Here is a 22337-nt window from a genome sequence, read left to right as displayed (position 1 = left end):
GAGTTATAATGAATTGATGCTCCTATGGTTGTTTTGTAAGCCAATAATAACTCAGGAGCTGGAAATGAAAACTACACTTACAATTATGTTTATCGCTATTATGGGTACTGCAGGGCTTGTTGCAAACAAAGCTTATGTTACCGATAAAATAGACGTGAATGAGCAACAATTATATGCTTGTGCCTGGTATCCGCTGTGCACGTTACCGGACATTTACTCACCGGTGACTATAAAAGATAGTAAAGACAAAGCCAAAGACACCAGCAATGATAAGTTAAAGCTGGCTTAAACGTCCCTTAATTAACAACGCTAAACATTTCTTATAGTTAAGGTATAATCCGCCCAGACAATCAATTGTCGGGCGGACCTTAATGTCAAATCTTGACCCCGTGGTACAAATTGGAAACTGGTATTATCAGGTGATCTATGGTCAGCTGTGGCCGGTTGATGCCACTGGTGTGAACGATATGGTCCGGCTGGAACCCCGCTTACACAGCCTGCTTAATTACTTTTTACTGCACCCCGATATCCTGCTGGCCAAAGATACACTGATTGAAAAAGTCTGGCCTGCCGATGAAGGCACTGATGCTGCGGTTATGCGTGCTGTAGGGGCGCTGCGTAAAGTGCTTGGCGACGATGTACGCTCACCAAGCTACATAGAGACAGTATCGAAAAAGGGTTATCGCTGGTTGGCAGCTATTACACCGGCCAAGTTGCAGGATATTGCCGTTGCCAGTGGTGGGCATGCTGTTGTTGAAGCGGTAATGGCGGATGCCGACCCTGAAGTAAAACCACGACCTGCATGGCGCTTTATCGCTGGCACTGCTTTGACGGTGATTATTGGCTGTGCCAGCCTGGCATATGTACTGGCGACCTATACCTCAACGCCGCTGATAAAATTGCCTGATACCATTACACCTATCAGTGCGTTAAGCGGGCAGGAATACTGGCCGGTATTAACGCCAGACAGCACTGATGTGTTGTATCAACATAAAGCTGTGGACAGTACTTTATTTAACTGGAGTTTGCAGAACCTTACAGACCTTAAAGTTGAGCACATGTCGCAAAAGTATCGCCAGTTGTCTCAGGCACTGTGGCTGGATGCTGAACATATCATCTTCCGTGCTGAGACCATCAACGGTAATTGTCACTTTTACCGTCAGCACATCAAACCGGCAACGCAGCCTGAACCGCTTTGGTCCTGTCAGAAAGTACTGCCCCAGGGTGCTGTTTTGTGGCAACAACGGTTGTTGTGGCTCGATGTTGATACTGCTGCCAATCAACTACAGCTTTGGAGTGCTTTGCCAGGCCAGGCTGCAGAGATGATGTTGTCGCAGGACAACCGCTGGCGCGATATTTCATATATGTTAATCAGCGATAATACCTTGTACTTTATTGCTCAGCAGACAGCTAATCAGTCAGTGCTGCTGCAACTGCGATTACCGGACGGTGAGTTTGAACAGTTACTGGATTTTCCTTATGTTATCACCCAATTTAGCTGGTGGGATGAGCGGCAGTTATTGTTGTCTGCCGGGCAGCAGGAGTTACAGATTGTTTCGTTAAAATCAGATAGCAGTCAGGGCCTGGGGCCCATGACACGTGAACTGACTCAGGCATTACGTTATCCCGGACAGGTACTGGCAACACAATTTTTAGATTACACCACGGATATCCTGCGGGTGGCGGATAACCCGGCCGCAATCGGCGGTATACAGTTATTGCCATGGCATGTCAGTAACCGTAGTGAACGCTTACTGGCTATAAGTGAGACCGGACAGGCGGCTTTTGTATCAGAACGTGCCGGGCATAGCCAAATCTGGCTGGCGCAAGAGCGGGATAGTACACAGATCACCCGCTTTACTGAGCAACAACATGTGCAGCAGATGTTGTGGCATCAAGGGCAGTTGCTGGTGTTAATTAATGCCAGCTTGTATCAGCTTGACCTGGCATCAGGCCAACTGCAGCAATATCACGTGATGACATCGGCAGGGCGTTACGCCAGTTGCCATGGCAAGTTGTACTGGACAGCACTTACAGCTGATGGCTGGGTGTTAATGACAGAAAAAGGCGCTACGCCACAGAGTGTTATGCCTGACGTTACAGACGTACGTTGCGGCCCACAACAGGGCTTAGTGCTGCAGTTTTCTAATAGTGTAAACCTGGCTTTATTAACACCGGCACAGGATCTGATAACCCTGCCGGTACAAATTGACTGGCGTAGCAGCACGGGTGAACAATGGTTTACTGATAACAGTGGCATTTACTGGCTGGCAGATAACAATACAACAGTGTATCGTTTTGACTGGTTGTCGCAGCAGGTGAATGCTTTATTGGTTATGGAGCAGGAAATGCCGGTGGCAATATACAGCGATGGTAGTGGTCTTGGTTATATCGTACGGCAAAGGCCGTACGATACCGATATTGTCTGGTTACAAAACCGCCGTTAAAGTTGTTTAAAGCTGTGCTCTGCGGCGGTAATGGTTTGCGCCAGATCTTCGTCACTGTGCGCCAGCGATAAAAAACCGGCTTCATAGGCTGAAGGTGCCAGGTAAATGCCTTGCTGTAACATCAGGTGGAAGAAGCGTTTAAAAGCATCGATATTACACTGAGTCGCCTGGGCAAAGTTGGTTACGCTGGGTTCAGCTGTAAAGAAAAAGCCAAACATACCGCCCACCTGATTGGTGGCCAGTGGCACGCCATGTTTTGCCGCAGCTGCGCTGATGCCTTTAATTAGTTGGGTCGTTTTAGCGGTTAAAGCCTCATAAACACCCGCTTTGCTGATCTCAGTCAATGCCGCCAGGCCTGCAGCCATCGCAATGGGATTGCCCGATAATGTGCCAGCCTGATACACCGGCCCCAGCGGAGCAATATGCTGCATAATATCGCGCTTACCACCAAAGGCTCCAACAGGCATACCGCCGCCGATAATTTTGCCCAGTGTTGTTAAGTCCGGCTTAACGTTGTACACCGCCTGGGCACCGCCCAGTGCTACACGAAAACCGGTCATCACTTCGTCGAATATCAGTACTGCGCCATATTGATCACACAGCTGGCGCAGGCCCTGTAAAAAGCCGGGGGCAGGTGGAATACAGTTCATATTACCTGCTACCGGCTCAACAATAATACAGGCGATATCGTCGCCATGCTGCGCGAATAACTGTTCTAACTGTGGCAGGTTGTTAAATTCGCTGGTTAGCGTGTATTTGGCAAAATCGGCTGGCACGCCAGGCGAGTTTGGTACGCCAAGGGTCAGTGCGCCTGAACCGGCTTTTACCAGCAGTGAGTCAGCATGGCCATGATAGCAGCCTTCAAATTTAACTATGGTATTACGGCCGGTATAGCCACGAGCTAACCGAATGGCGCTCATAGTGGCTTCTGTGCCGGAGCTAACCATCCGCATCATTTCCATTGATGGCACCAGTTTGCTTACCAGCTCAGCCATGGTTACCTCAGCCGGGCAGGGCGCGCCAAAACTTAAGCCTTTGGCGGCTGCTTCAATAACAGCATTACGGATAGCCGGGTGATTATGTCCCAAAAGCATTGGGCCCCAGGAGCCGATATAATCGATATAACGTTTGCCATCAACATCAAACAGGTAAGCACCGTCAGCACGGTCGATAAATACCGGTGTACCACCGACGCTTTTAAAAGCGCGAACCGGTGAGTTTACACCGCCGGGAATGGTGTGCTGGGCACGTTGGAACAGTTCTGCAGATAAAGACATAAATCAGTTTCCGATAAATAAATTGAAACAGCTACACGCTGTATTAACCACTGTGCTTGTTGCTATACCAGGGCACAGCGCATTCGTAGTTGGTAATAATTCCTTCAACGCCCAGCGTCAGCGCAAATAAAGCCATCCGCACCAGAATGCCGTTATCGGCCTGACGGAAGATAGCCAGATTAGGGTTCAGGTTTAAGTCATTATCCAGCTCGTTTGCTTCAATACGCGAGTCACGTGGCAGCGGGTGCATAATGACGGTGTTGGATTTACAGTAGCGGGTATAAATTTCCTGGTTTAAGCGAAATTTTCCACGGTATAAATTGGCTTCTGTTTTTGACGGAAAGCGCTCTTCCTGAATACGGGTCTGGTAAACAATATCAGCATTCAGGTTGCCCTCAAGCACATCGGTAACATTCACCTGATGGCCGGCATTTTCAATGGCACTGACAATATCGTCCGGCATTGCCAGCTCTTTTGGCGAAATAAGCGTAAAGCGCAGGTTTTTATACAGTTTTAACAGTTTAGATAATGAGTGTACGGTGCGGCCAAATTTTAAGTCGCCCACCATAGCGATATGCATACCGTCAATACTCTGGCCTGAAGAGGCCAGCTCACGTTCAATAGTAAACAGATCCAGCAGTGCCTGAGTAGGGTGCTCGTTGGCGCCATCACCACCATTTAACACCGGCACCCGGCTACCTAAGGCAAATTCGGCTACCGAACCGGCCTGCGGATGGCGCATAGCGATAACATCGCTGTAGCTGCTGATCACCCTGGCGGTATCAAACAGCGATTCACCTTTCGATAACGCAGACGATTCCATACCGGTAGTTTCACGCACTTCACCGCCGAGTAAGTTAAACGCGCAGCCGAAACTGACCCGGGTACGGGTGCTGGGTTCAAAAAACAGGTTACCTAATATAGCGCCTTCAAGCACTTTGGTACGTTTTTGCCGGCTGGCATAAGGCTGCATCTTACGGGCAATATCAAAAACATGTTGAATGGTGTCGCGATCAAACTGGCTTACCGAGAGGATGTGTTCGCCTTTAAAGCTCATAGTCAGTGCTCTTTTCGCTGAGAATTAACCCGGGCCGGAACTGGGCCGGAACCGGCAATGGACCGGCGCATTATACGCGAAAACACCGGTTAAAAGCGAATAAGCTGCTACATGGGTTTTAAGTACGCCAGCAGGATAATTGCCAGCAAAACCAGTACCGGCACTTCATTAAAAATGCGGTAAAACCGCGGGCTGCGCCGGTTACGGTTGTGTTTAAAATCTGCCAGCAATTTAAAACAATAAGCATGATACAGATACAGTAACATCACCAAAGGCAGTTTATAGTGCAGCCAGTGGCTGGCTTTAAACCAGGCTGCGCCGTAACTGTGAATAAGCAGTAAGCCAAACACTAGTGTAAGCACGGCAAAAGGCGTTACAAAATAGAGTAAGCGCCGCTCCATCACTTTAAATTCGGCGTCGCAGTCCAGGCTTGTGGTACCGGCGTGGTAAACAAATAAACGTGGCAGATAAAAAATACCGGCAAACCAGGCAACCATAAAAAACACGTGTAAGGCTTTGTATACAAGTATAAGCGTCATAATAAATTGTTCTGTTTTACCAATAAACTGCGCACCTGATCCCAGCGGATAATGCCGATCAGCTGTTGTGGTTCTTCTTCGCGATAAATATACACTGCGCCTTCGCGCTTATCTTCCAAAATGGCAAACACCTCGGCCATGGTGGCCTGATGCGTTAAACCCTGTAATGGCAGGTATTGCACTGCACTGGCACCCGTCATCGACAGCTGAACATCATAGCTTGCCAGCAAAAACGTGCTTTGAGCGCCCGTATCACGTTTTACCAGCAATTGATGCGGCGGTTCCAGCTTATCCAGGGCCTGCAGCACGTGTTGCTCGTCGGGGTTATCAAGTAACTGATACTGATTATCTAACAGTGCCAGCACACCTACTTTTTGCAACACGTCATCAGCAGGAGATAGCTTATAGGGCATCTGTAGAAAATCGAGCTGCAGCAGGAAAATAGATTTGTTATTAAAAAACTGTACACCGGTAATATAAGCCGTGGTTATTACCACCATGGCGGGCACAATAATGCCGGGGTTGTGCGCCAGCTCCATTACTGCTACTAAGGCCGCCAACGGCGCGTGCATGGTGGCGGCCATTAAACCAGCCATCCCCAGCACCGCATAAGTACCGGCGATACTGTTATCACCAATAATGGCAGACGGAACAATAGCCAGCAAAGTACCCAACACAATGCCGATACCAAATACCGGGCCAATAACACCGCCGGGTACACCTAAACCCAAAGCAAATAAGGTTAGCAGCATTTTACCGATAAAAATGGTCAGCAGCAGGGCAACGTCGTTTGGTGCATTTACTGCATAGTAAATCGCGCCGGTTTCAGAACCCATCGCATGCGGAATAACATAACCCACCGCCGCAGTAAGCGCGCCTGCCAGGCATAAACGCAATATTAACGGCCAGTTTTTAAACAACTTTATCAGGCGCATCATGTTTTTGTTAAACACAAAGGCAATGGCGCCGAACACAATGCCACACAGCACCAGATAAGGGATATGCCAACCGCTGATAGACACTATATTCAGCAGTGCCAGCTCTCTGTCGCTGCCAAACACTGTTTGTGTGACCAGAGCACCCACAACGGATGACAGCATAATAGGAATAAACACATGTACGCGATATTCACGCAATACCACTTCCATCACAAAAATAACTGCTGCCAGCGGGGTGTTAAACGAGGCGGAAATACCAGCGGCGATGCCACACCCCGCCAGAATACGAATGCTGTTGTAAGGCAGTTGAAGATATTTACCCAGGGTGCTGGCGCCATAAGCACCCAAATGTACAGATGGGCCTTCGCGACCGACAGAAAAACCACCGGCCAGCGCTAATATGCCGCCAAAAAACTGGTTAAGTGTATTGCGGGTTGGCATCATGCCGTATTTTAGCTTTATCCGATGGATAACAAAGGGGATACCCAGGCGGTAATGTTTATAGCCGGTGATCCAGGCAATCAGGCCAATTAACACTGCAGAGCCTACTGGCAGCATCCAGCGGATATCTGTGCCAACTGTTGAGAAGTCGTCGGTACGATCTAAGAAAAAGCTCTGCAGGCCAATAATGGCTAAGCGGAATAAAATAATCAGAATGGACGCCGCCAGACCACCCAGCATACCCAGTACACAGAGTTGCAAAGAGGTTTGTGGTAATGCCAAACGACGTTGTAAAGACGGAAGCCAGATCTGCCAGCGCTGCATAAGCCATAACACCCGTAATAGTTAATACAGAGTTTATCATAAGTTGCTGAGAACTCAGCTTTATTATCGAAGACGATAACTAATCTGCGCTGAATAGGGCTAATACTTGAATAAATTAGTCAAGTATTAGATAATTTGTCCCTTAGCTAAACCTGTGGAGTTGTTATGTCAGAGCCAGCTGTACCAATTGAATTTACTGAAGCGGCAGCACGTAAAGTGGCGTTGCTGGTCAGTGAAGAGGAAAACCCTGAGCTAAAGCTACGGGTGTATATTACCGGTGGTGGTTGTTCTGGCTTTCAGTATGGTTTTACCTTCGATGAAAAAGTTAATGAAGGCGATTTCGTCGTAGAGAAGCAGGGCGTTGCCATGGTAGTTGACCCTATGAGCTTGCAGTATCTGATGGGCGGCGTGGTAGATTATACCGAAGGTTTGCAAGGTAGCCGCTTTATTATACAAAACCCTAATGCTACTACAACTTGCGGTTGTGGCTCGTCTTTTTCAGTGTAAGCCGTAGTGGTTTTGTAAAATAAAAACTACAGATCCGTCTGTTATTTAAGCTGCTGGCTCAGCGCTGAGTCAGTAGCATAATGCCCCACAATGCCAGTGCAATGCTGCCGTTAAAGGCAATAATGTAGGCAAACCCTTTTTTCCCCTGCCGGATGGTCCAGCCTGACTGCTTTAGGTACCAGTACCAAAGTGCGCACATCAATATTGGCATTAAAAAAAATAGTTTTATCATCTTTATCTCTGTTTGATACCTGGCATGGTGCTGCTCAAGGTTCGCATTAATTCTAAGCTGTACATTACGCCATTTCTGGCACTGTAAAGTCGTAATACATATTTTAACAGTTGTGGCTGTACGCTTGTCGCATCCTGTGGTTTAATTAACCGATTTTTATTGCTTATTGCGTTTGCAATAGGGTTTTGATTTTTGCAGGAAGTATTTTTGACATAATAAAAGCGTAACACGCTGGGAGAAGAAAAAAACATGAAAGGTACAAAAAGCGTAATTTCTGATGAAAATAAGCGTCTGTGTGTCTGGTTGAAACGGCAGCGTCAGGAAAAAGGCCACACTATGCGCAGCCTGTCTGAAATTTTGGGTACACCGCACTCCTTTATTGGTAAGGTAGAAAACCAGGAACGTCGTTTAGATGTGATTGAATACGTACGTTACTGTCAGGCACTGGACGTTGACCCCACGGAAGGGTTAAAGCAAGTATTATCAGCCTGATCCATTGAACTACATCAGCAACGCCGCGCTATTGTGCGGCGTTCTGTTTTAAGCGCTCAGCGCGTGCCAATAACACAATCAATACTAATGCTGGTATGCCCATCAGGGCGGTCATGATAAAAAACTGGCTATATCCCATCTGCTCTACCCATACCCCGGAAAAGCCACCGGTAAATTTAGGTAGCAACAACATCAGCGAGCTGAATATCGCATACTGGGTGGCAGTAAATGCCAGATTAACTAAAGAGGCTAGATAAGCAAGAAAAGCACTGGTGGCGATGCCTGCGCTCAAATTATCTGCCGAGATGACTAAGGTTAGCCACATCAGATCATAGCCAATCTGGCTTAATGCAGAGAATAGCAAATTAGTTACCGCACTTAGCACCGCGCCAATAAACAGGATTTTAATTATACCAAACTGATTAATCAGCACTCCGCCAAGGGCGGCGCCGATCAACGTCATAATAACGCCATAGATCTTCGAAACGCTGGCAACTTCTTCTTTGCTATAGCCCATATCAACATAAAACGCATTTGCCATCACACCCATGACAACGTCACTCAGGCGGTAACACGCAATCAGTGACAGGATCAGTAGTGCATGCCATTTATAACGGCTGAAAAAATCAATCAAGGGCGCAACCACTGCTTGTTTTAGCCAGGACAGAGTGCGCTGTAATAAGGAACCGCTGGTATATTGTTGCTGCTGCAGGCCACTGACAGGTTCTTTGCTAAGTAATGTGGTGATGATACCTGGCAGCATACATAACCCCATAACCACATATGCCTGTTGCCAACCGGCCAAATCGTAATTGCTACCATCGGAGAATATAGCGGCCAACCACAAGGTACCTGCCGATGCCATAATCATCGCCAGTCGGTAACCTGCAAGATAGGCAGCAGCCAGCGCGGCCTGCAGCTTTTCGGGCGCGCTTTCAATACGAAAGGCATCAACATTAATATCCTGGGTTGCTGAGGCAAAAGCCAGCATGACAGCAAAAGCGGCCATCAGGGCTAAATCCTGCTGCGGATCGGTTAATGCCATACAGCAAATTGCCACCATTACGCTAAGCTGGGATATCAGCAGCCAACTGCGTCGTCTGCCAAGTTTTTGATGCAGTAGTGGAATTTTCAGATGATCAGCCAGCGGCGACCACAGCCATTTAATGGCGTATGCCATTGCTACCCAACTAAAATAACCAATATCGGCACGCGACACCTGCGCTTCACGTAACCAAAAAGATAGCACACCAAACACCAGCATTAACGGCAGGCCACTGGAAAAACCCAGCACAAAGATACTCAGTACACGACGTTGGAAATAGATACTCAGGCCAGACAGCCAGGCTAGGTAATAAGGCAAAACGGACATCCGCTAAAACACGCTTGTGGGCCTAGCTTACAGCGCGGATTATTCTGGTCAAGCTCTGTTAACTGCCAAAGCGTAACCTGGCTAGGGCCTAATACCAACGCAATCCGGCGGTGCTACGCCATAGCCTTTAAGATAACAGAGGCAATCCTGAATATTGCGGCGAAGCAGTTTGTCTTGTTGCAGTATGCTATCGGGCCAAAATTCTAACTGATGAATTAAGTGCCAGAACACCCGCTCTTTGCAACTGCAAGGAAACTGAGCTGTTGCGCTTAATTGTGCCCATTCTTCCAATGTATCCCAGATAAACAGGTGCAGCTCGCTGTGCGGCAAGCGGCCACGGAAGTAACGCGAAATGTAAAAAATCAGCTGTTGCGATTTCAGCTCAATAAAGTGGTTTAACATATATTGCCTTAACAGCGGCCCCTTACTGACAAAACTGTTAAGGCAAGTATAGCCGGTTTTATTGCTCTGGCAGCACGACAGCGGTTTTTAACAACACCTTTTCTACCGGCACGTTTGGCCAGCCAAGTTCTGCTGAGGTGTCGGTTGCTACCGCTCTTATTTTCTCTATAACTTCGCTGCCTTCAACAATGTAACCAAAAACGGCGTAACCCCAGTTACGGCCAGGATCAAGGTGTGGGTTGTCCTGCAAATTAAAGAAAAACTGGCTGGTGGCGCTGTGTGGATCATTCAGGCGCGCCATGGCAATAGTGCCAAGCTGGTTTTTCATGCCATTACCTGATTCGTTAAACACCGGTTTTTGCTCTTCTACCGGTTTATAGTTTGCGTCATAGCCACCGCCCTGTAAGACAAACTCAGGTTCCAGCCGGTGAAACAGCGTGTTGTCATAACTTTTCTTTTTCACATAACTGAGAAAATTGTTCACGCTCAGCGGCGCACGGCTACGATCCAGCTCAACAATAATATCGCCATGCGATGTCATCAGTTTTACTTTAGGGTACAAGTTATTGGGCTGTATAAATTGTCCGGCCTCAGCTCTGGCTGTTACCAGAGTAAACAACAGCAGCGCGAATGTTGTCCAGCTACGCATATTACCCCCGAACGGCCTGGTGCCAGCTGTTGTCCTGCAGGATCTGGCCAAGTACTTGCTCTGTTAATACTCGTAATTCACGCTCAACCGCCGCTACATCCATACGAAACGGAGCCGTGTAGCTGCTGTCACCTGAATAGGTTTTGCTGAACGTGCCCTGTGAGCTTTGTACAAACACTGTTAACGAAACCTGATTCGTTACGGCGTGTTCCAGCGAACGCTGGTCTACCAGAGCCTGCAACAGGGTAATTTTTATGGTCATTTGGGTATTACTGTTCTGATCCAGCACCGCTGCCTGATCGGTTAACGCTTGTGCCATAGTGCGCTGTAAATCGGCACTGATATCGTTACTGGCATTAATTTGCTGTATATCGGTACCTTTTTGGATCCGCAATGAATAAGGTCTGCCTCGTTCATCAGATACGGCAAAGGCAAACCTGGCTTGTTGTAACAGAGTCGATTGCGGCCAGAATATCTGCGGCGACAAAATAAACTTTGGTGTTGGTGCACTGCAGCCGGTAAGCAACAGCAGGGTTAAAAGTATATAGCGCATGTTCAGCTCCTTTTTATGGCTTCTAAAATGACAAATTTAGGGTCGGCCGCCAGCTGTTGGCAATTGCCGAATAAACGCTTAAGCACATCAGCATACCCCAGATGACGGTTTGCCACTATGCGCAAACGGCCGCCTTGTTTCAGTACCCGTTTGGCGTCAGTAAACATCTGGCTGGCAATATGGCCGGTAACGGCGTGTTGCTGATGAAATGGCGGGTTGCACAGCACAATATCGGCCGATTTATCTTGCTGCTGGCTCAGACAGTCATCCACGACAAACTCACACAGCGCTATTTTATCCGGCAAGTTGTTCGCTATGGTTTGCCGGGCCGAGTCTGCCGCCATATAAGATTCATCACAACACACCAGCTGAAAGTCAGAATACTGGCTTAGCAGCGCAAGTCCCAATACGCCATTGCCGCAGCCCAAATCGATAATACGCTGGGCACTTTTTATTTCAGGCAAATGCTGTAAAAAGAAGCGCGCGCCCTGATCCAGCTTTTCGCGGGAAAACACATTCGCATGGTTTACCACAGTAAATTCGGTATGCTCCAGCGGCCAGGCTAACGGAAATTGTACTGCAGCAGCACCCGGTAATAGCGTGCTAAAGCTGCATTGGATCAGACGGCACTTTTTCACTGTTAGCGACGCGGTGGCCGGGCCCAGTGTATTGTCGAACATCGCCAGTACGTTACGGCTGATATCTTTTGCTTTGGCACTGGCCAGAATTAACGTTTGCGGCGTAACTGCACTGGCAAGTTGTTGCAATACATATTGCAGATAACTGTGATTATTGGGAAGCTTAAGCAGTACTATATCTGGCTGCGCCGGGTAGGGGGCCAGGCTGGATAATTGCTGCAGGCCGCTATCCGCAATATTGTTTTGTTGCCGGTTATATAAAGTGCCCTGCGCTGCCAGCACTGAGTCATTTACCTGAAACTGCGGGCAGTCAGACAACGCGCAGGATAAAGCGCCGAAACTGTCATTAATAAGCAGCAAAGTCGGCTGACGCTGATGTTGCAATGTGAATTGGCTAATTGCTTCCTGCGCATGCAGGATCAACAATTCGTCAGCCGCATCCCAGGCCTGTAAACTGTTATTGGGTTGGTTAAGCGGCCAGCGGTGTAACTGCAGGCTGCCTTGAGAATGCACAAAAGTGGTATTCATAGAAACACGAGTGATGAAATAAGATGAGTATTTTGACACGGCCACGTCAGGCCGACAACCAGCAATGCCCGGAGCAAGTGTTCCGTTTGCCGGATGCGCAGATGACATTATGGCCAGGTTGGTTAAATGCTGCTGCAACTGCGGCGTTACAGGCTGAGCTGGGGGCTCAGTTGGCCTGGAAACAGGACAGCATTACGATGTTTGGTAAAAAAGTAAAAATACCACGCCAGCAAGTCTGGATGGGCGATAGTCATTGCAGCTATCGTTACTCAGGTACTACTTTTACGCCTGAACCCTGGCATCCGGCAGTCAAGCAGCTTACCGGCGAGGTAAGCCAGTTTTTGCAGCAACCGTTTAACTGCGTGTTGCTTAATTTATATGCAAACGGTCAACAACATATGGGCTGGCATGCTGACAATGAGCCAGAACTGGGAGATGATCCGGTTATCGCCTCTGTTAGTCTTGGCGCCGCACGACGTTTTGAGTTAAAACATCGCCAGCAGCACTGGCAACTGGCGCTGGATTTAACGCCAGGCAGTTTGCTGCTAATGAGCCAGGGTTGCCAGCAGCACTGGTTGCACCGGTTGCCAAAGCAAAGCCGGGTAACTGAGGCCAGGTTGAACCTGACCTTTCGTTATATTGCAGCAAAGGCTTAGACAAATTTATTTTTAGTAATGCCGCCAGCCCGTTAGTTCGGATTATTTAACTTGACAGCAAAACCCGCTGGCAAGTTTAACACGGGCATCTAGAGTTAGTTAAAGGAATAAAAAAGGATTAGGACTATGTTGATTCATACAGCTATTGAACAGAAGTTACTGAGTGCATTTGATCCTGTGTTCCTTGACGTGGTGAACGAAAGCCACCTGCACAATGTGCCTCAGGGCTCTGAGTCGCATTTTAAAGTGGTCATTGTCACGCCGGCTTTTAATGGTATGCGCTTGCTACAGCGCCACCGGGCCGTTAATGCCATAGTGGCAGAAGAACTGGCAGAGAAAATTCACGCGTTGGCGCTGCACACGTACACACCGTCTGAGTGGTATGAGTACTACGCTGAAAAACCGCCGGTGTCGCCACGATGCTATGGCGGTAATAAAATTGAAAAAGCGTCGGTATGACGCTTTTTTTCTGTCCGGCGCATATTAATTATGTTCTGACACATAAAACGGCTGATCAGACCTGTTTTCTGCGGTAAAGTTTTACACTAGCGTTAATTTTGTCGAGACAACAGCAGGAGCTGTCATGGTTATTCAACCGAAAATTCGTGGTTTTATCTGTACTAACGCCCATCCTGTCGGCTGTGCCGAGCATGTAAAAGAACAAATCGAGTATGTAAAAAAAGCTGGCCCTGTGGCTAACGGGCCGAAAAATGTGCTGGTAATAGGTGCATCTACCGGCTACGGCCTGGCTTCGCGCATTACTGCAGCTTTTGGCTCAGGCGCTAAAACCTTAGGTATATTTTTTGAAAAAGAACCCACAGAGAGTAAAACGGCCTCTGCTGGTTGGTATAACACTGCCGCATTTGAACAGGCTGCTCAGCTAGAAGGGTTGTGGAATAAACACATTAACGGCGATGCGTTTACCGATGAGTTAAAAGCGCAAGCCATTGATATTATCCGCAGTGAAATGGGTAAAATCGATCTGGTGGTGTATAGCCTGGCAGCGCCGCGACGTAAAGATCCGGTGAGCGGCGAAATATTCAGTTCAGTATTAAAACCTATTGGTCAGTCATACACGGCCAGAACACTCAATACCAGCAAGCGTGAAATAGAAGAAGTGTCGGTAGAGCCTGCCAATGATGATGAAATTTATCAAACAGTAAAAGTGATGGGCGGCGAAGACTGGGAACGCTGGTTAAATCAGCTGGATGCTGCCGGTGTGCTGGCAGATAACTGCCAGACCGTAGCGTACACCTATATTGGTAAAGAGCTAACCTGGCCAATTTATGGCAAAGCCACCATCGGCAAAGCCAAGGAAGATTTAGATCGTGCGGCCGCAGCCATTACGGCCCAGTTAGCCAGCAAAAAGGGTAAGGCTTACGTCGCGTCGTTAAAAGCGCTGGTGACTCAGGCCAGCTCTGCCATTCCTATTATGCCGCTGTATATTTCGCTGTTGTACCGTGTCATGAAAGAAGAAGGCACGCATGAAGGCTGTATTGAGCAAATTAACGGCTTATTCCGTCAGGGTTTGTATAGCGATACGCCTGTCATGGACGAGGCCGGCCGCTTACGCATGGACGGCAAGGAGCTTAGCGCACATATTCAACAGGCAGTAAAAGATTTATGGGGCCAGGTAACAACAGACAGTATTGATACACTGACTGATTACAAAGGCTATCATAATGAATTTTTAAGATTATTTGGTTTTGGCTACAGCCATGTAGATTATGATGCAGATGTCTCACCTATGGTGCCACTGCAAAATATTGCCGGTTAATTTTATCAGGCCGCCTACGGGCGGCTTTTGTTTATGCGCAAATGGACTAAAGTTGACTAGAATTTGCAGCAGTAAAGCACTAATGCCGCGGCGCTGTCAGGCTAGACCAATGGCCATATTGCCCGGTTGGTTTGCCGGAAAATTTGCGCAACAGCATAGATAGGCAGCTGTATTAATGCTAGAATCCGCGACTTTAATACGTGTATCCGGTTTAAAAATAAACAGCGGGAAACCCTGATAAATAACTCCGGATGCGCTGCGCGGTGAGCAGCTGAAAAACTAGGCCCTGTTTCTTCCCAAAATAGTAGTGCAAGTACGTATGATAAAACTCAAAAAAGGCTTGGACATTCCCCTCGCGGGCAGTCCTAAACAAGAGATCAGTGCGGGCAATACCATTAACACTGTCGCTGTATTAGGCGAAGAGTATATTGGTATGCGTCCAACCATGTCGGTTGAAGTTGGCGATACGGTAAAGAAAGGCCAGGTACTTTTCGAAGATAAGAAAACGCCCGGCGTTAAGTTTACTGCACCGTTGGCGGGCACCGTCAAAGAGATCAACCGTGGCGCTAAACGGGTATTACAGTCTGTAGTGATTGCTGCTGCAGGTGATGATGCCGTGCAGTTTGCCAAATATTCTGCCGATCAGCTCGCCGGTGTAAGCCGTGAACAGATCGTACAAAATCTGGTGGATTCAGGGTTATGGGTTGCACTGCGCACCCGCCCGTTTAGCCAGACTCCAGCCATTGATAGTACGCCGCGTGCGATTTTCGTCAATGCCATGGATACCAACCCACTGGCTGCTGATCCTGCTGTAGTTATCGCTGCTGACAGCGAAGCATTTACCCAGGGCTTAACCCTGTTAGCAACGCTGACTGACGGTAAGCTATATCTGTGTAAGAAAGCCGGAGCCGCAGTGCCAACTATCAGCAAAGCTGAAGTAGCAGAGTTTGATGGCCCGCACCCAGCTGGTCTGGTAGGTACGCATATTCACCTGCTTGACCCTGTTAGTGCGAAAAAAGTGGTTTGGCACATCGGTTATCAGGACGTTATCGCGATCGGTAAGTTATTTACCACCGGTGAGCTACACAGTGAGCGTGTAATCGCTGTGGCTGGCCCGGCTGTGAAAAATCCGCGTTTGGTTAAAACCGTACTGGGCGCTTCAACCAGCGAATTGACTGCCGGTGAACTGGCAGATGGCCAGAACCGTATTATTTCTGGTTCAGTGTTAGCAGGTGCTACAGCAAACGGCGTACACGGTTATGTCGGCCGTTACCACACTCAGCTTTCTGTGTTGGCTGAAGGTACTGAAAAAGAGTTCTTAGGCTGGATTGCTCCGGGCGCAACTAAATTTTCAGTAACCCGTGCTTATTTGTCGCATCTGAATCCGAAGCGGTTGTTTAACATGACGACAACCACTAATGGTTCAGCCCGAGCTATGGTGCCAATTGGTAACTATGAGCGCGTGATGCCACTGGATATTCTGCCTACGTTGCTGCTGCGCGATATGGTGTCGGGTGACACTGACGGTGCAATATCTTTAGGTTGTCTGGAATTAGATGAAGAAGATCTGGCGCTGTGTACCTTTGTCTGTCCGGGTAAGTATGACTATGGCACCATTTTGCGTAGTTGCCTGACGACCATTCAGAAGGAAGGCTAATCATGAGTTTGAAGCATTTTTTAGAGCGCATTGAACCGTCTTTTGAGAAAGGCGGTAAATATGAAAAGTGGTATGCGCTGTATGAAGCTATTGCTACTGTTCTTTATACCCCGGGTCTTGTTACGAAAAACGGTACTCACGTGCGTGACAGTATCGATTTAAAACGTATCATGATCTTTGTCTGGCTGGCGTTATTCCCGGCGCTGTTCTTTGGTATGTACAATATTGGTCACCAGGCGGTTATTGCTCTGCAGGCCGGTTTTGGTACACCGGATACCTGGCAGGTTGCTGTATATCAGGCCTTAGGTGGCGAACTGACAGCTCAGTCTGGCTGGGGCAGTAAAATGTGGTACGGCGCGGTATGGTTTTTGCCAATTTACGCTGTGACCTTTATTGTTGGTGGCTTTTGGGAAGTATTGTTTGCCTCAGTGCGTAAGCACGAAGTTAACGAAGGCTTCTTTGTCAGCTCTATCCTGTTTGCGTTAATTCTGCCGGCGACTATTCCGTTGTGGCAAGTAGCACTGGGTATCACTTTCGGTATCGTTATTGCCAAAGAAGTATTTGGTGGTACCGGCCGTAACTTCTTAAACCCGGCGCTGGCTGGCCGTGCGTTTCTGTTTTTTGCTTATCCGGCGCAAATCTCCGGTGATGCAGTATGGACGGTAGCCGATGGTTATTCAGGCGCTACCTGGTTAAGCAAGGCGGCAGCAGGCGAGCTGGATTACGCGACTAACATGGACCTGTGGTGGGATGCCTTCTTTGGTTTTATTCCAGGTTCTGTCGGTGAAACCTCAGTATTAGCATTATTAATCGGTGGTTTAGCTCTGATTTACTTCCGCATTGCTTCCTGGCGCATTGTTGCCGGTGTGATGGTGGGTATGGTGCTGTCTGCTTATCTGTTTAATGCCATCGGTTCAGAAAGCAATGCTATGTTTGCAATGCCGTGGCACTGGCACCTGGTGTTAGGTGGTTTTGCTATTGGTATGTTTTTTATGGCTACTGATCCGGTTTCGGCGTCCTTTACTGATAAAGGTAAGTGGGCATACGGTATTCTGATTGGCTTTATGGTTGTGATGATCCGTGTTGCTAACCCGGCATACCCTGAAGGTATGATGTTAGCCATACTGTTCGCTAACCTGTTTGCGCCATTGTTCGATTTCTTCGTGGCTCAGGCCAACATCAAACGGAGGCTGGCACGTAATGTCTAGTAATAACGATAGCATCAGCAAAACGCTGATCGTAGTCATATCTTTATGTTTAGTCTGTGCGGTTATTGTGTCTACTGCAGCAGTGCAGTTACGCCCGCAACAAACTGCAAACAAGCTGCTGGACTCGCAGAAAAACGTATTGGCAGTAACGGGCTTACTGTCTGGCAGTGATATTAACGAGCTGTACAGCAAGCACATTGAAGAGCGCTTTGTTGACCTGGATACCGGCGACTTTGTTGAAAAGCCTACGAACTACGATTACCGGAAGTTTATGAAAGACCCGGACGAGAGTATTCGCTTATCAGGTGACGAAGATCTGGCTTCCATCAAAAGCCGCGCTAATATTGCTCCGGTTTATCTGGCTTACAACAACGGCGTTGAATCCGGTGAGCTGTCAGCCATAGTGCTGCCAATTCATGGTTATGGTTTATGGTCAACGATGCATGCCTTTTTAGCGCTGGGTGCGGATGGCACTACTATTAAGGGCCTTAACTACTACGAGCAGGGTGAAACGGCTGGCTTAGGTGGCGAAGTGCAAAACCCGAAATGGGTGGCGCAATTTGAAGGTAAAAAGTTGCTTGATCAATCCGGTGCTCCTGCTATTAAAGTGGTTAAACCGGGTAATGCCAGTGCTGATTCTGCTTTTGAAGTAGACGGCTTGTCTGGTGCTACCTTAACCAGTAATGGCGTACAGTACACTTTCGATTTCTGGGCAGGTGCTAAGGGTTTTGCCCCGTTCCTGGCTAAAGTTCGCGACGGAGCATTGAATAATGGCTAATGCAAAAGAAATTAAAACGGTTCTGTTTGGCCCGGTATTTGCCAATAACCCTATAGCACTTCAGGTACTGGGTATCTGTTCTGCGCTGGCGGTAACCACCAAGATGGATAAAGCCTTGGTTATGTGTATTGCACTAACTCTGGTAACGGCTTTCTCTAACTTTTTTATCTCATTAATTCGTAACCATATACCGTCCAGCGTGCGCATTATCGTGCAAATGACGATCATCGCTTCTCTGGTAATAGTGGTAGACCAATTGCTGAAAGCTTTTGCTTACGATGTGGCCAAAGAGCTGTCAGTATTTGTTGGCCTGATTATTACCAACTGTATCGTTATGGGCCGTGCTGAAGCATTCGCGATGAAAAGCGCGCCGGGTATCAGCTTCCTGGATGGTATCGGTAATGGTTTAGGTTACAGCGTGGTGCTGATGACAGTAGCCTTTATCCGTGAATTAGGCGGTTCTGGTACGCTGTTTGGTATTGAAATTATGCCACTGGTAAAAGATGGCGGCTGGTATCAGCCAATGGGCTTGCTGTTAATGCCACCAAGTGCCTTTATCATTATTGCCGGCCTGATTTGGTTATTGCGTACTTACCGTACAGAACAAGTCGAGAAGGCATAAGGAGCTGTAGATGGAACATTATATAAGCTTATTTGTTCGCGCAGTGTTTATTGAAAACCTGGCGCTGACCTTCTTCCTCGGTATGTGTACCTTTATCGCTATATCGAAGAAAATCACTACCGCTTTTAGTTTGGGGGTTGCTGTTACCGTGGTACTGGCAATTTCGGTACCGGTAAATAATCTGGTATTCAAAAATTTGTTAGCACCCGGCGCACTGGCATGGGCCGGTTTCCCGGATGCAGACTTAAGCTTTCTGGGTTTCTTAACTTATATTGGTGTTATCGCCGCATTGGTACAAATTCTGGAAATGATTTTAGATAAGTTTTTTCCGGCACTGTACAACGCCCTTGGTATCTTCCTGCCATTAATCACGGTGAACTGTGCCATTTTCGGTGCGGTAGCCTTTATGGTTGAGCGTGATTACACCTTCGGTGAAAGTGTGGTATTCGGTCTTGGCAGCGGTATTGGCTGGATGTTGGCTATTACATTGCTGGCCGGTATTCGTGAGAAGCTGAAATATGCAGATATTCCACATGGTTTACGTGGTCTGGGCATCACCTTCTTAATGGTTGGTTTAATGGGGTTAGGCTTTATGTCTTTCTCTGGTGTTTCACTGTAAGGGGTAAAGGCACAGAAGATGGAAAATTTAGACATATTTCTTGGCGTTGGCATGTTTACCCTGGTGGTACTGGCATTGGTCGTTATTATTTTAGCGGCTAAATCCAAGCTAGTAGCTTCAGGTGACATTACCATCAGCATTAATGGTGATCCGGACAAGGCGATTAAAACTAAAGCCGGTGGTAAATTGCTGGGTGTTTTAGCGGATAAAGGCATTTTCTTATCATCAGCTTGTGGCGGTGGCGGTTCTTGTGGCCAGTGCCGTGTGCACGTGAAATCAGGCGGCGGTGAAATTCTGCCTACTGAACTTGGCCACATTACTAAAGGTGAAGCGCGCGAAGGTTGCCGTTTGTCTTGTCAGGTGAATGTAAAATCTGATATGGAAATTGAAGTTGAAGAGGAAATCTTCGGCATCAAAAAATGGGACTGTACTGTTATTTCTAACGATAACAAAGCGACCTTTATTAAAGAACTGAAACTGCAGATCCCGGATGGTGAGTCAGTGCCATTCCGTGCCGGTGGTTATATTCAGATCGAAGCACCTGCTCACCATGTTAAGTACAAGGATTTTGAGATCCCAGAGCAATTCCGTGGTGACTGGGAACGCTTTAAGTTCTTTAGTCTGGAGTCAAAAGTAGACGATGAAACCATACGTGCATACTCAATGGCGAACTATCCGTCAGAAGAGGGTATTATTATGCTAAACGTACGTATTGCTACACCGCCGCCAAATAATCTGACGCTACCGTGCGGTAAGATGTCATCTTATATCTGGAGCCTGAAAGAAGGTGATAAAGTCACTATTTCTGGCCCCTTTGGTGAGTTCTTTGCCAAAGAAACGGAAGCGGAAATGGTGTTTATCGGTGGTGGTGCAGGTATGGCCCCTATGCGCTCGCACATTTTTGACCAGCTACGCCGGTTAAAATCGAAGCGTAAAATTACCTTCTGGTACGGTGCCCGTTCTAAACGTGAAATGTTCTATGTAGAAGATTTCGATATGCTGGCAGCAGAAAATGACAACTTCGAGTGGCATGTTGCGTTGTCAGATCCACAGCCGGAAGATAACTGGACCGGTTATACAGGGTTTATTCATAACGTTATTTATGAAAACTACCTGAAAAACCACAAAGCACCGGAAGACTGTGAATTTTATATGTGCGGCCCGCCAATGATGAATAAAGCGGTTATCAATATGCTTAAAGATCTTGGCGTAGAAGATGAAAACATTCTGTTAGACGACTTCGGCGGCTAACAGTTAAGTAAACCGGCAGGGGCACCGTAACAGGTTGCCCCTTCTGCTATCAGGAACCCTTATGTCCCGTGTTTCTTTGCTGAAAAACTGGCTGGCTCTTATCGGGCTGGCCATTTTAGTTTCATGCAGCCCGTCAACCCCGCCGACTGAGCAATATCAGTTAAACGGTAACACGATGGGCACTTATTATGTGGTTAAATTTTATACCGATGTCGCAGTAGACAAAACGGCGCTGCAACAACAGATTGATACTGAACTTGAATTGGTAAACGATTTAATGTCGACCTACCGACCCGAGTCAGAACTGATGCGTTTTAACCGTCATAGCGATGGCAGTGTTTTTCCGCTATCGCCACAAACCCACACCGTAGTGGCAGAAGCTCTGCGTATTGCACAGCAGACACGGGGTGTGCTGGATGTTACTGTTGGCCCGCTGGTAGAGCTGTGGGGCTTTGGTGCAAGGGGCCGTATCGAGCATGCCCCTGATGATGCAGTAATACAACAAACCCAGGCTGTGGTAGGCTTTGATAAGTTAACGCTGACGGCACAAGGATTGCAAAAAGCCAACCCGGGACTTGCAGTTGATTTATCACCGATAGCAAAAGGCTTTGGCGTAGATCAGGTAGCAGCGATACTGGAGCAAAACGGTATCAGCAATTATCTGGTAGAAATTGGCGGCGAAATGCGGTTGAAAGGTGTTAAGCCTGAGCAACAGCCGTGGAAAATTGCTATCGAAAAACCTGTTAATAACGAACGTGCCGTACAGCGTATTTTAGTACCAGGCGATATTGGTGTGGCAACCTCCGGTGACTACCGTATTTATTTTGAAGAGAACGGCGTACGCTATTCACATTTACTCGACCCCCGTACTGGCAAGCCGATTAATAATCGCACTGTATCGGTAACAGTATTGCACCCGTCCTGTATGACAGCGGATGGCTATGCTACAGCACTCAATGTGATGGATTCGCAAGAGGCGCTGGCATTTGCCAATCAGCATGATATTGCGGTTTTACTGGTGGTTAAAACAAACGAGGGTTATACAGAGCTTAGCTCTGCAGCCTTTGAGCCTTATTTAACACAATAGTGGAGTGGTTATGACTATTTTTTTGCTCACTTTCGGTTTGTTCTTGCTGGTTATGGTCGCAATGGCTATTGGTTATCTGGTTCAACGTAAAACAATTGCCGGTAGCTGCGGTGGTTTGGATGGATTAGGTATAGAGAAAGCTTGTGACTGCGATAAACCTTGCGAAAAACGCCAACAGCGGCTGGATAAAGAAAAGTTCTGGCAGCAGAATAAAATTATCTAAGCAGATGAGTTTATTGGGTTATTACTAAAGCTGGCATCACGCCAGCTTTTTTACATTAGAGGA

Annotated in this window: 25 protein-coding genes; 15 read left to right on the top strand and 10 right to left on the bottom strand. The window is 47.6% G+C overall.

The window, feature by feature from the left end; all coding sequences use genetic code 11:
- Nucleotides 1-64: 64 nt before the first annotated feature.
- Nucleotides 65-289, top strand: coding sequence for a hypothetical protein (locus AR688_RS09775; protein ID WP_068232691.1), 225 nt, complete (start codon nt 65-67; stop codon nt 287-289).
- Between the two features lie 82 nt (nt 290-371).
- Nucleotides 372-2447 carry a winged helix-turn-helix domain-containing protein gene (locus AR688_RS09770; RefSeq protein ID WP_068232684.1) on the top strand — a complete coding sequence of 692 codons (2076 nt, stop codon included), beginning with the start codon at nt 372-374 and terminating at the stop codon, nt 2445-2447.
- On the opposite strand, the gene hemL is transcribed toward AR688_RS09770, so the two are convergent.
- The 4 genes from hemL to AR688_RS09750 all read right to left on the bottom strand — a co-directional run bounded on the left by hemL (nt 2444) and on the right by AR688_RS09750 (nt 7023).
- On the bottom strand, nt 2444-3724 hold the full coding sequence (gene hemL, locus AR688_RS09765; RefSeq protein WP_068232681.1) for a glutamate-1-semialdehyde 2,1-aminomutase: 1281 nt from the start codon (nt 3722-3724) through the stop codon (nt 2444-2446). The genes AR688_RS09770 and hemL overlap by 4 nt on opposite strands.
- Nucleotides 3725-3767: 43 nt before the next feature.
- Nucleotides 3768-4781: an aspartate carbamoyltransferase gene (locus AR688_RS09760; protein WP_068232680.1), complete on the bottom strand. Its 1014-nt coding sequence runs from the start codon at nt 4779-4781 to the stop codon at nt 3768-3770.
- Between the two features lie 107 nt (nt 4782-4888).
- Nucleotides 4889-5320, bottom strand: coding sequence for a CopD family protein (locus tag AR688_RS09755; protein ID WP_068232679.1), 432 nt, complete (start codon nt 5318-5320; stop codon nt 4889-4891).
- Nucleotides 5317-7023, bottom strand: coding sequence for a chloride channel protein (locus AR688_RS09750; protein ID WP_082694756.1), 1707 nt, complete (start codon nt 7021-7023; stop codon nt 5317-5319). The genes AR688_RS09755 and AR688_RS09750 overlap by 4 nt, the downstream gene beginning before the upstream one ends.
- 165 nt (nt 7024-7188) lie before the next feature.
- Between AR688_RS09750 and erpA the strand changes: the two genes are divergently transcribed.
- Entirely contained in the window at nt 7189-7530 is a 342-nt protein-coding gene (gene erpA, locus AR688_RS09745; protein ID WP_068232678.1) for an iron-sulfur cluster insertion protein ErpA, read from the top strand.
- A gap of 58 nt (nt 7531-7588) precedes the next feature.
- On the opposite strand, the gene AR688_RS20340 is transcribed toward erpA, so the two are convergent.
- The gene (locus AR688_RS20340) at nt 7589-7762 is read right to left on the bottom strand and encodes a hypothetical protein (protein WP_197412194.1); all 174 of its coding nucleotides are present in this window, start codon (nt 7760-7762) and stop codon (nt 7589-7591) included.
- Nucleotides 7763-8011: 249 nt separating this feature from the next.
- Here AR688_RS20340 and AR688_RS09735 point away from each other — a divergent pair, with 249 nt between their 5' ends.
- The gene (locus AR688_RS09735; protein WP_068232674.1) at nt 8012-8254 is read left to right on the top strand and encodes a helix-turn-helix domain-containing protein; all 243 of its coding nucleotides are present in this window, start codon (nt 8012-8014) and stop codon (nt 8252-8254) included.
- A gap of 28 nt (nt 8255-8282) precedes the next feature.
- On the opposite strand, the gene AR688_RS09730 is transcribed toward AR688_RS09735, so the two are convergent.
- The 5 genes from AR688_RS09730 to AR688_RS09710 form a co-directional block, all read right to left on the bottom strand.
- Nucleotides 8283-9617 (bottom strand): AmpG family muropeptide MFS transporter, encoded by a 1335-nt coding sequence (locus AR688_RS09730; RefSeq protein WP_231732029.1) that lies wholly within the window; start codon nt 9615-9617, stop codon nt 8283-8285.
- A 90-nt stretch (nt 9618-9707) separates the two neighbouring features.
- Nucleotides 9708-10028 carry a hypothetical protein gene (locus AR688_RS09725; protein ID WP_068232668.1) on the bottom strand — a complete coding sequence of 107 codons (321 nt, stop codon included), beginning with the start codon at nt 10026-10028 and terminating at the stop codon, nt 9708-9710.
- Between the two features lie 58 nt (nt 10029-10086).
- Complete coding sequence (locus tag AR688_RS09720; RefSeq protein ID WP_068232665.1) at nt 10087-10677, bottom strand: peptidylprolyl isomerase; 591 nt, start codon at nt 10675-10677, stop codon at nt 10087-10089.
- Nucleotide 10678: 1 nt separating this feature from the next.
- On the bottom strand, nt 10679-11230 hold the full coding sequence (locus AR688_RS09715) for a YajG family lipoprotein (RefSeq protein ID WP_068232660.1): 552 nt from the start codon (nt 11228-11230) through the stop codon (nt 10679-10681).
- 2 nt (nt 11231-11232) lie between these two features.
- Nucleotides 11233-12396: a methyltransferase gene (locus AR688_RS09710; RefSeq protein ID WP_068232656.1), complete on the bottom strand. Its 1164-nt coding sequence runs from the start codon at nt 12394-12396 to the stop codon at nt 11233-11235.
- Between the two features lie 23 nt (nt 12397-12419).
- On the opposite strand from AR688_RS09710, the gene AR688_RS09705 reads away from it, so the two are divergent.
- From AR688_RS09705 to nqrM, 11 genes are all read left to right on the top strand, one after another.
- A complete protein-coding gene (locus tag AR688_RS09705; RefSeq protein WP_197412193.1) occupies nt 12420-13052 on the top strand; it encodes an alpha-ketoglutarate-dependent dioxygenase AlkB family protein in 633 nt (210 codons plus the stop codon).
- A 126-nt stretch (nt 13053-13178) separates the two neighbouring features.
- Entirely contained in the window at nt 13179-13511 is a 333-nt protein-coding gene (locus tag AR688_RS09700; protein ID WP_068232654.1) for a BolA family protein, read from the top strand.
- A 124-nt stretch (nt 13512-13635) separates the two neighbouring features.
- On the top strand, nt 13636-14829 hold the full coding sequence (fabV, locus tag AR688_RS09695; protein WP_068232649.1) for an enoyl-ACP reductase FabV: 1194 nt from the start codon (nt 13636-13638) through the stop codon (nt 14827-14829).
- Nucleotides 14830-15148: 319 nt separating this feature from the next.
- Nucleotides 15149-16486, top strand: coding sequence for a Na(+)-translocating NADH-quinone reductase subunit A (locus AR688_RS09690; RefSeq protein ID WP_068232646.1), 1338 nt, complete (start codon nt 15149-15151; stop codon nt 16484-16486).
- Nucleotides 16487-16488: 2 nt separating this feature from the next.
- Nucleotides 16489-17694 carry an NADH:ubiquinone reductase (Na(+)-transporting) subunit B gene (locus AR688_RS09685; RefSeq protein ID WP_068232645.1) on the top strand — a complete coding sequence of 402 codons (1206 nt, stop codon included), beginning with the start codon at nt 16489-16491 and terminating at the stop codon, nt 17692-17694.
- Nucleotides 17687-18472 carry a Na(+)-translocating NADH-quinone reductase subunit C gene (locus AR688_RS09680; RefSeq protein WP_068232644.1) on the top strand — a complete coding sequence of 262 codons (786 nt, stop codon included), beginning with the start codon at nt 17687-17689 and terminating at the stop codon, nt 18470-18472. The genes AR688_RS09685 and AR688_RS09680 overlap by 8 nt, the downstream gene beginning before the upstream one ends.
- Entirely contained in the window at nt 18465-19094 is a 630-nt protein-coding gene (locus tag AR688_RS09675) for an NADH:ubiquinone reductase (Na(+)-transporting) subunit D (RefSeq protein ID WP_068232641.1), read from the top strand. Before AR688_RS09680 ends, AR688_RS09675 begins: the two co-directional genes overlap by 8 nt.
- A 10-nt stretch (nt 19095-19104) precedes the next feature.
- On the top strand, nt 19105-19713 hold the full coding sequence (gene nqrE, locus AR688_RS09670) for an NADH:ubiquinone reductase (Na(+)-transporting) subunit E (RefSeq protein ID WP_068232640.1): 609 nt from the start codon (nt 19105-19107) through the stop codon (nt 19711-19713).
- An 18-nt stretch (nt 19714-19731) separates the two neighbouring features.
- Nucleotides 19732-20964, top strand: a complete 1233-nt coding sequence (gene nqrF, locus AR688_RS09665) for an NADH:ubiquinone reductase (Na(+)-transporting) subunit F (protein ID WP_068232637.1) — start codon at nt 19732-19734, stop codon at nt 20962-20964.
- Between the two features lie 61 nt (nt 20965-21025).
- Entirely contained in the window at nt 21026-22051 is a 1026-nt protein-coding gene (locus AR688_RS09660; protein WP_068232634.1) for an FAD:protein FMN transferase, read from the top strand.
- Between the two features lie 10 nt (nt 22052-22061).
- Nucleotides 22062-22274, top strand: a complete 213-nt coding sequence (nqrM, locus tag AR688_RS09655; protein WP_068232632.1) for a (Na+)-NQR maturation NqrM — start codon at nt 22062-22064, stop codon at nt 22272-22274.
- Nucleotides 22275-22337: the final 63 nt, after the last annotated feature.

This window comes from Rheinheimera sp. EpRS3 (genome assembly GCF_001513785.1).
Classification (GTDB): Bacteria; Pseudomonadota; Gammaproteobacteria; order Enterobacterales; family Alteromonadaceae; genus Alishewanella.
The sequence above is the reverse complement of the archived record's forward strand: the minus strand, read 5'-3'. Positions and strand labels throughout refer to the sequence as shown.

Excerpts from the sequence above, each read along its gene's own strand:
- AR688_RS09775 (WP_068232691.1), top strand. The coding sequence starts at position 65 with ATGAAAACTACACTTACAATTATGTTTATCGCTATTATGGGTACTGCA.
- AR688_RS09770 (WP_068232684.1), top strand. The coding sequence starts at position 372 with ATGTCAAATCTTGACCCCGTGGTACAAATTGGAAACTGGTATTATCAG.
- hemL (WP_068232681.1), bottom strand. The coding sequence starts at position 3,724 with ATGTCTTTATCTGCAGAACTGTTCCAACGTGCCCAGCACACCATTCCC.
- AR688_RS09760 (WP_068232680.1), bottom strand. The coding sequence starts at position 4,781 with ATGAGCTTTAAAGGCGAACACATCCTCTCGGTAAGCCAGTTTGATCGC.
- AR688_RS09755 (WP_068232679.1), bottom strand. The coding sequence starts at position 5,320 with ATGACGCTTATACTTGTATACAAAGCCTTACACGTGTTTTTTATGGTT.
- AR688_RS09750 (WP_082694756.1), bottom strand. The coding sequence starts at position 7,023 with ATGCAGCGCTGGCAGATCTGGCTTCCGTCTTTACAACGTCGTTTGGCA.
- erpA (WP_068232678.1), top strand. The coding sequence starts at position 7,189 with ATGTCAGAGCCAGCTGTACCAATTGAATTTACTGAAGCGGCAGCACGT.
- AR688_RS20340 (WP_197412194.1), bottom strand. The coding sequence starts at position 7,762 with ATGATAAAACTATTTTTTTTAATGCCAATATTGATGTGCGCACTTTGG.
- AR688_RS09735 (WP_068232674.1), top strand. The coding sequence starts at position 8,012 with ATGAAAGGTACAAAAAGCGTAATTTCTGATGAAAATAAGCGTCTGTGT.
- AR688_RS09725 (WP_068232668.1), bottom strand. The coding sequence starts at position 10,028 with ATGTTAAACCACTTTATTGAGCTGAAATCGCAACAGCTGATTTTTTAC.
- AR688_RS09720 (WP_068232665.1), bottom strand. The coding sequence starts at position 10,677 with ATGCGTAGCTGGACAACATTCGCGCTGCTGTTGTTTACTCTGGTAACA.
- AR688_RS09715 (WP_068232660.1), bottom strand. The coding sequence starts at position 11,230 with ATGCGCTATATACTTTTAACCCTGCTGTTGCTTACCGGCTGCAGTGCA.
- AR688_RS09710 (WP_068232656.1), bottom strand. The coding sequence starts at position 12,396 with ATGAATACCACTTTTGTGCATTCTCAAGGCAGCCTGCAGTTACACCGC.
- AR688_RS09705 (WP_197412193.1), top strand. The coding sequence starts at position 12,420 with ATGAGTATTTTGACACGGCCACGTCAGGCCGACAACCAGCAATGCCCG.
- AR688_RS09700 (WP_068232654.1), top strand. The coding sequence starts at position 13,179 with ATGTTGATTCATACAGCTATTGAACAGAAGTTACTGAGTGCATTTGAT.
- fabV (WP_068232649.1), top strand. The coding sequence starts at position 13,636 with ATGGTTATTCAACCGAAAATTCGTGGTTTTATCTGTACTAACGCCCAT.
- AR688_RS09690 (WP_068232646.1), top strand. The coding sequence starts at position 15,149 with ATGATAAAACTCAAAAAAGGCTTGGACATTCCCCTCGCGGGCAGTCCT.
- AR688_RS09685 (WP_068232645.1), top strand. The coding sequence starts at position 16,489 with ATGAGTTTGAAGCATTTTTTAGAGCGCATTGAACCGTCTTTTGAGAAA.
- AR688_RS09680 (WP_068232644.1), top strand. The coding sequence starts at position 17,687 with ATGTCTAGTAATAACGATAGCATCAGCAAAACGCTGATCGTAGTCATA.
- AR688_RS09675 (WP_068232641.1), top strand. The coding sequence starts at position 18,465 with ATGGCTAATGCAAAAGAAATTAAAACGGTTCTGTTTGGCCCGGTATTT.
- nqrE (WP_068232640.1), top strand. The coding sequence starts at position 19,105 with ATGGAACATTATATAAGCTTATTTGTTCGCGCAGTGTTTATTGAAAAC.
- nqrF (WP_068232637.1), top strand. The coding sequence starts at position 19,732 with ATGGAAAATTTAGACATATTTCTTGGCGTTGGCATGTTTACCCTGGTG.
- AR688_RS09660 (WP_068232634.1), top strand. The coding sequence starts at position 21,026 with ATGTCCCGTGTTTCTTTGCTGAAAAACTGGCTGGCTCTTATCGGGCTG.
- nqrM (WP_068232632.1), top strand. The coding sequence starts at position 22,062 with ATGACTATTTTTTTGCTCACTTTCGGTTTGTTCTTGCTGGTTATGGTC.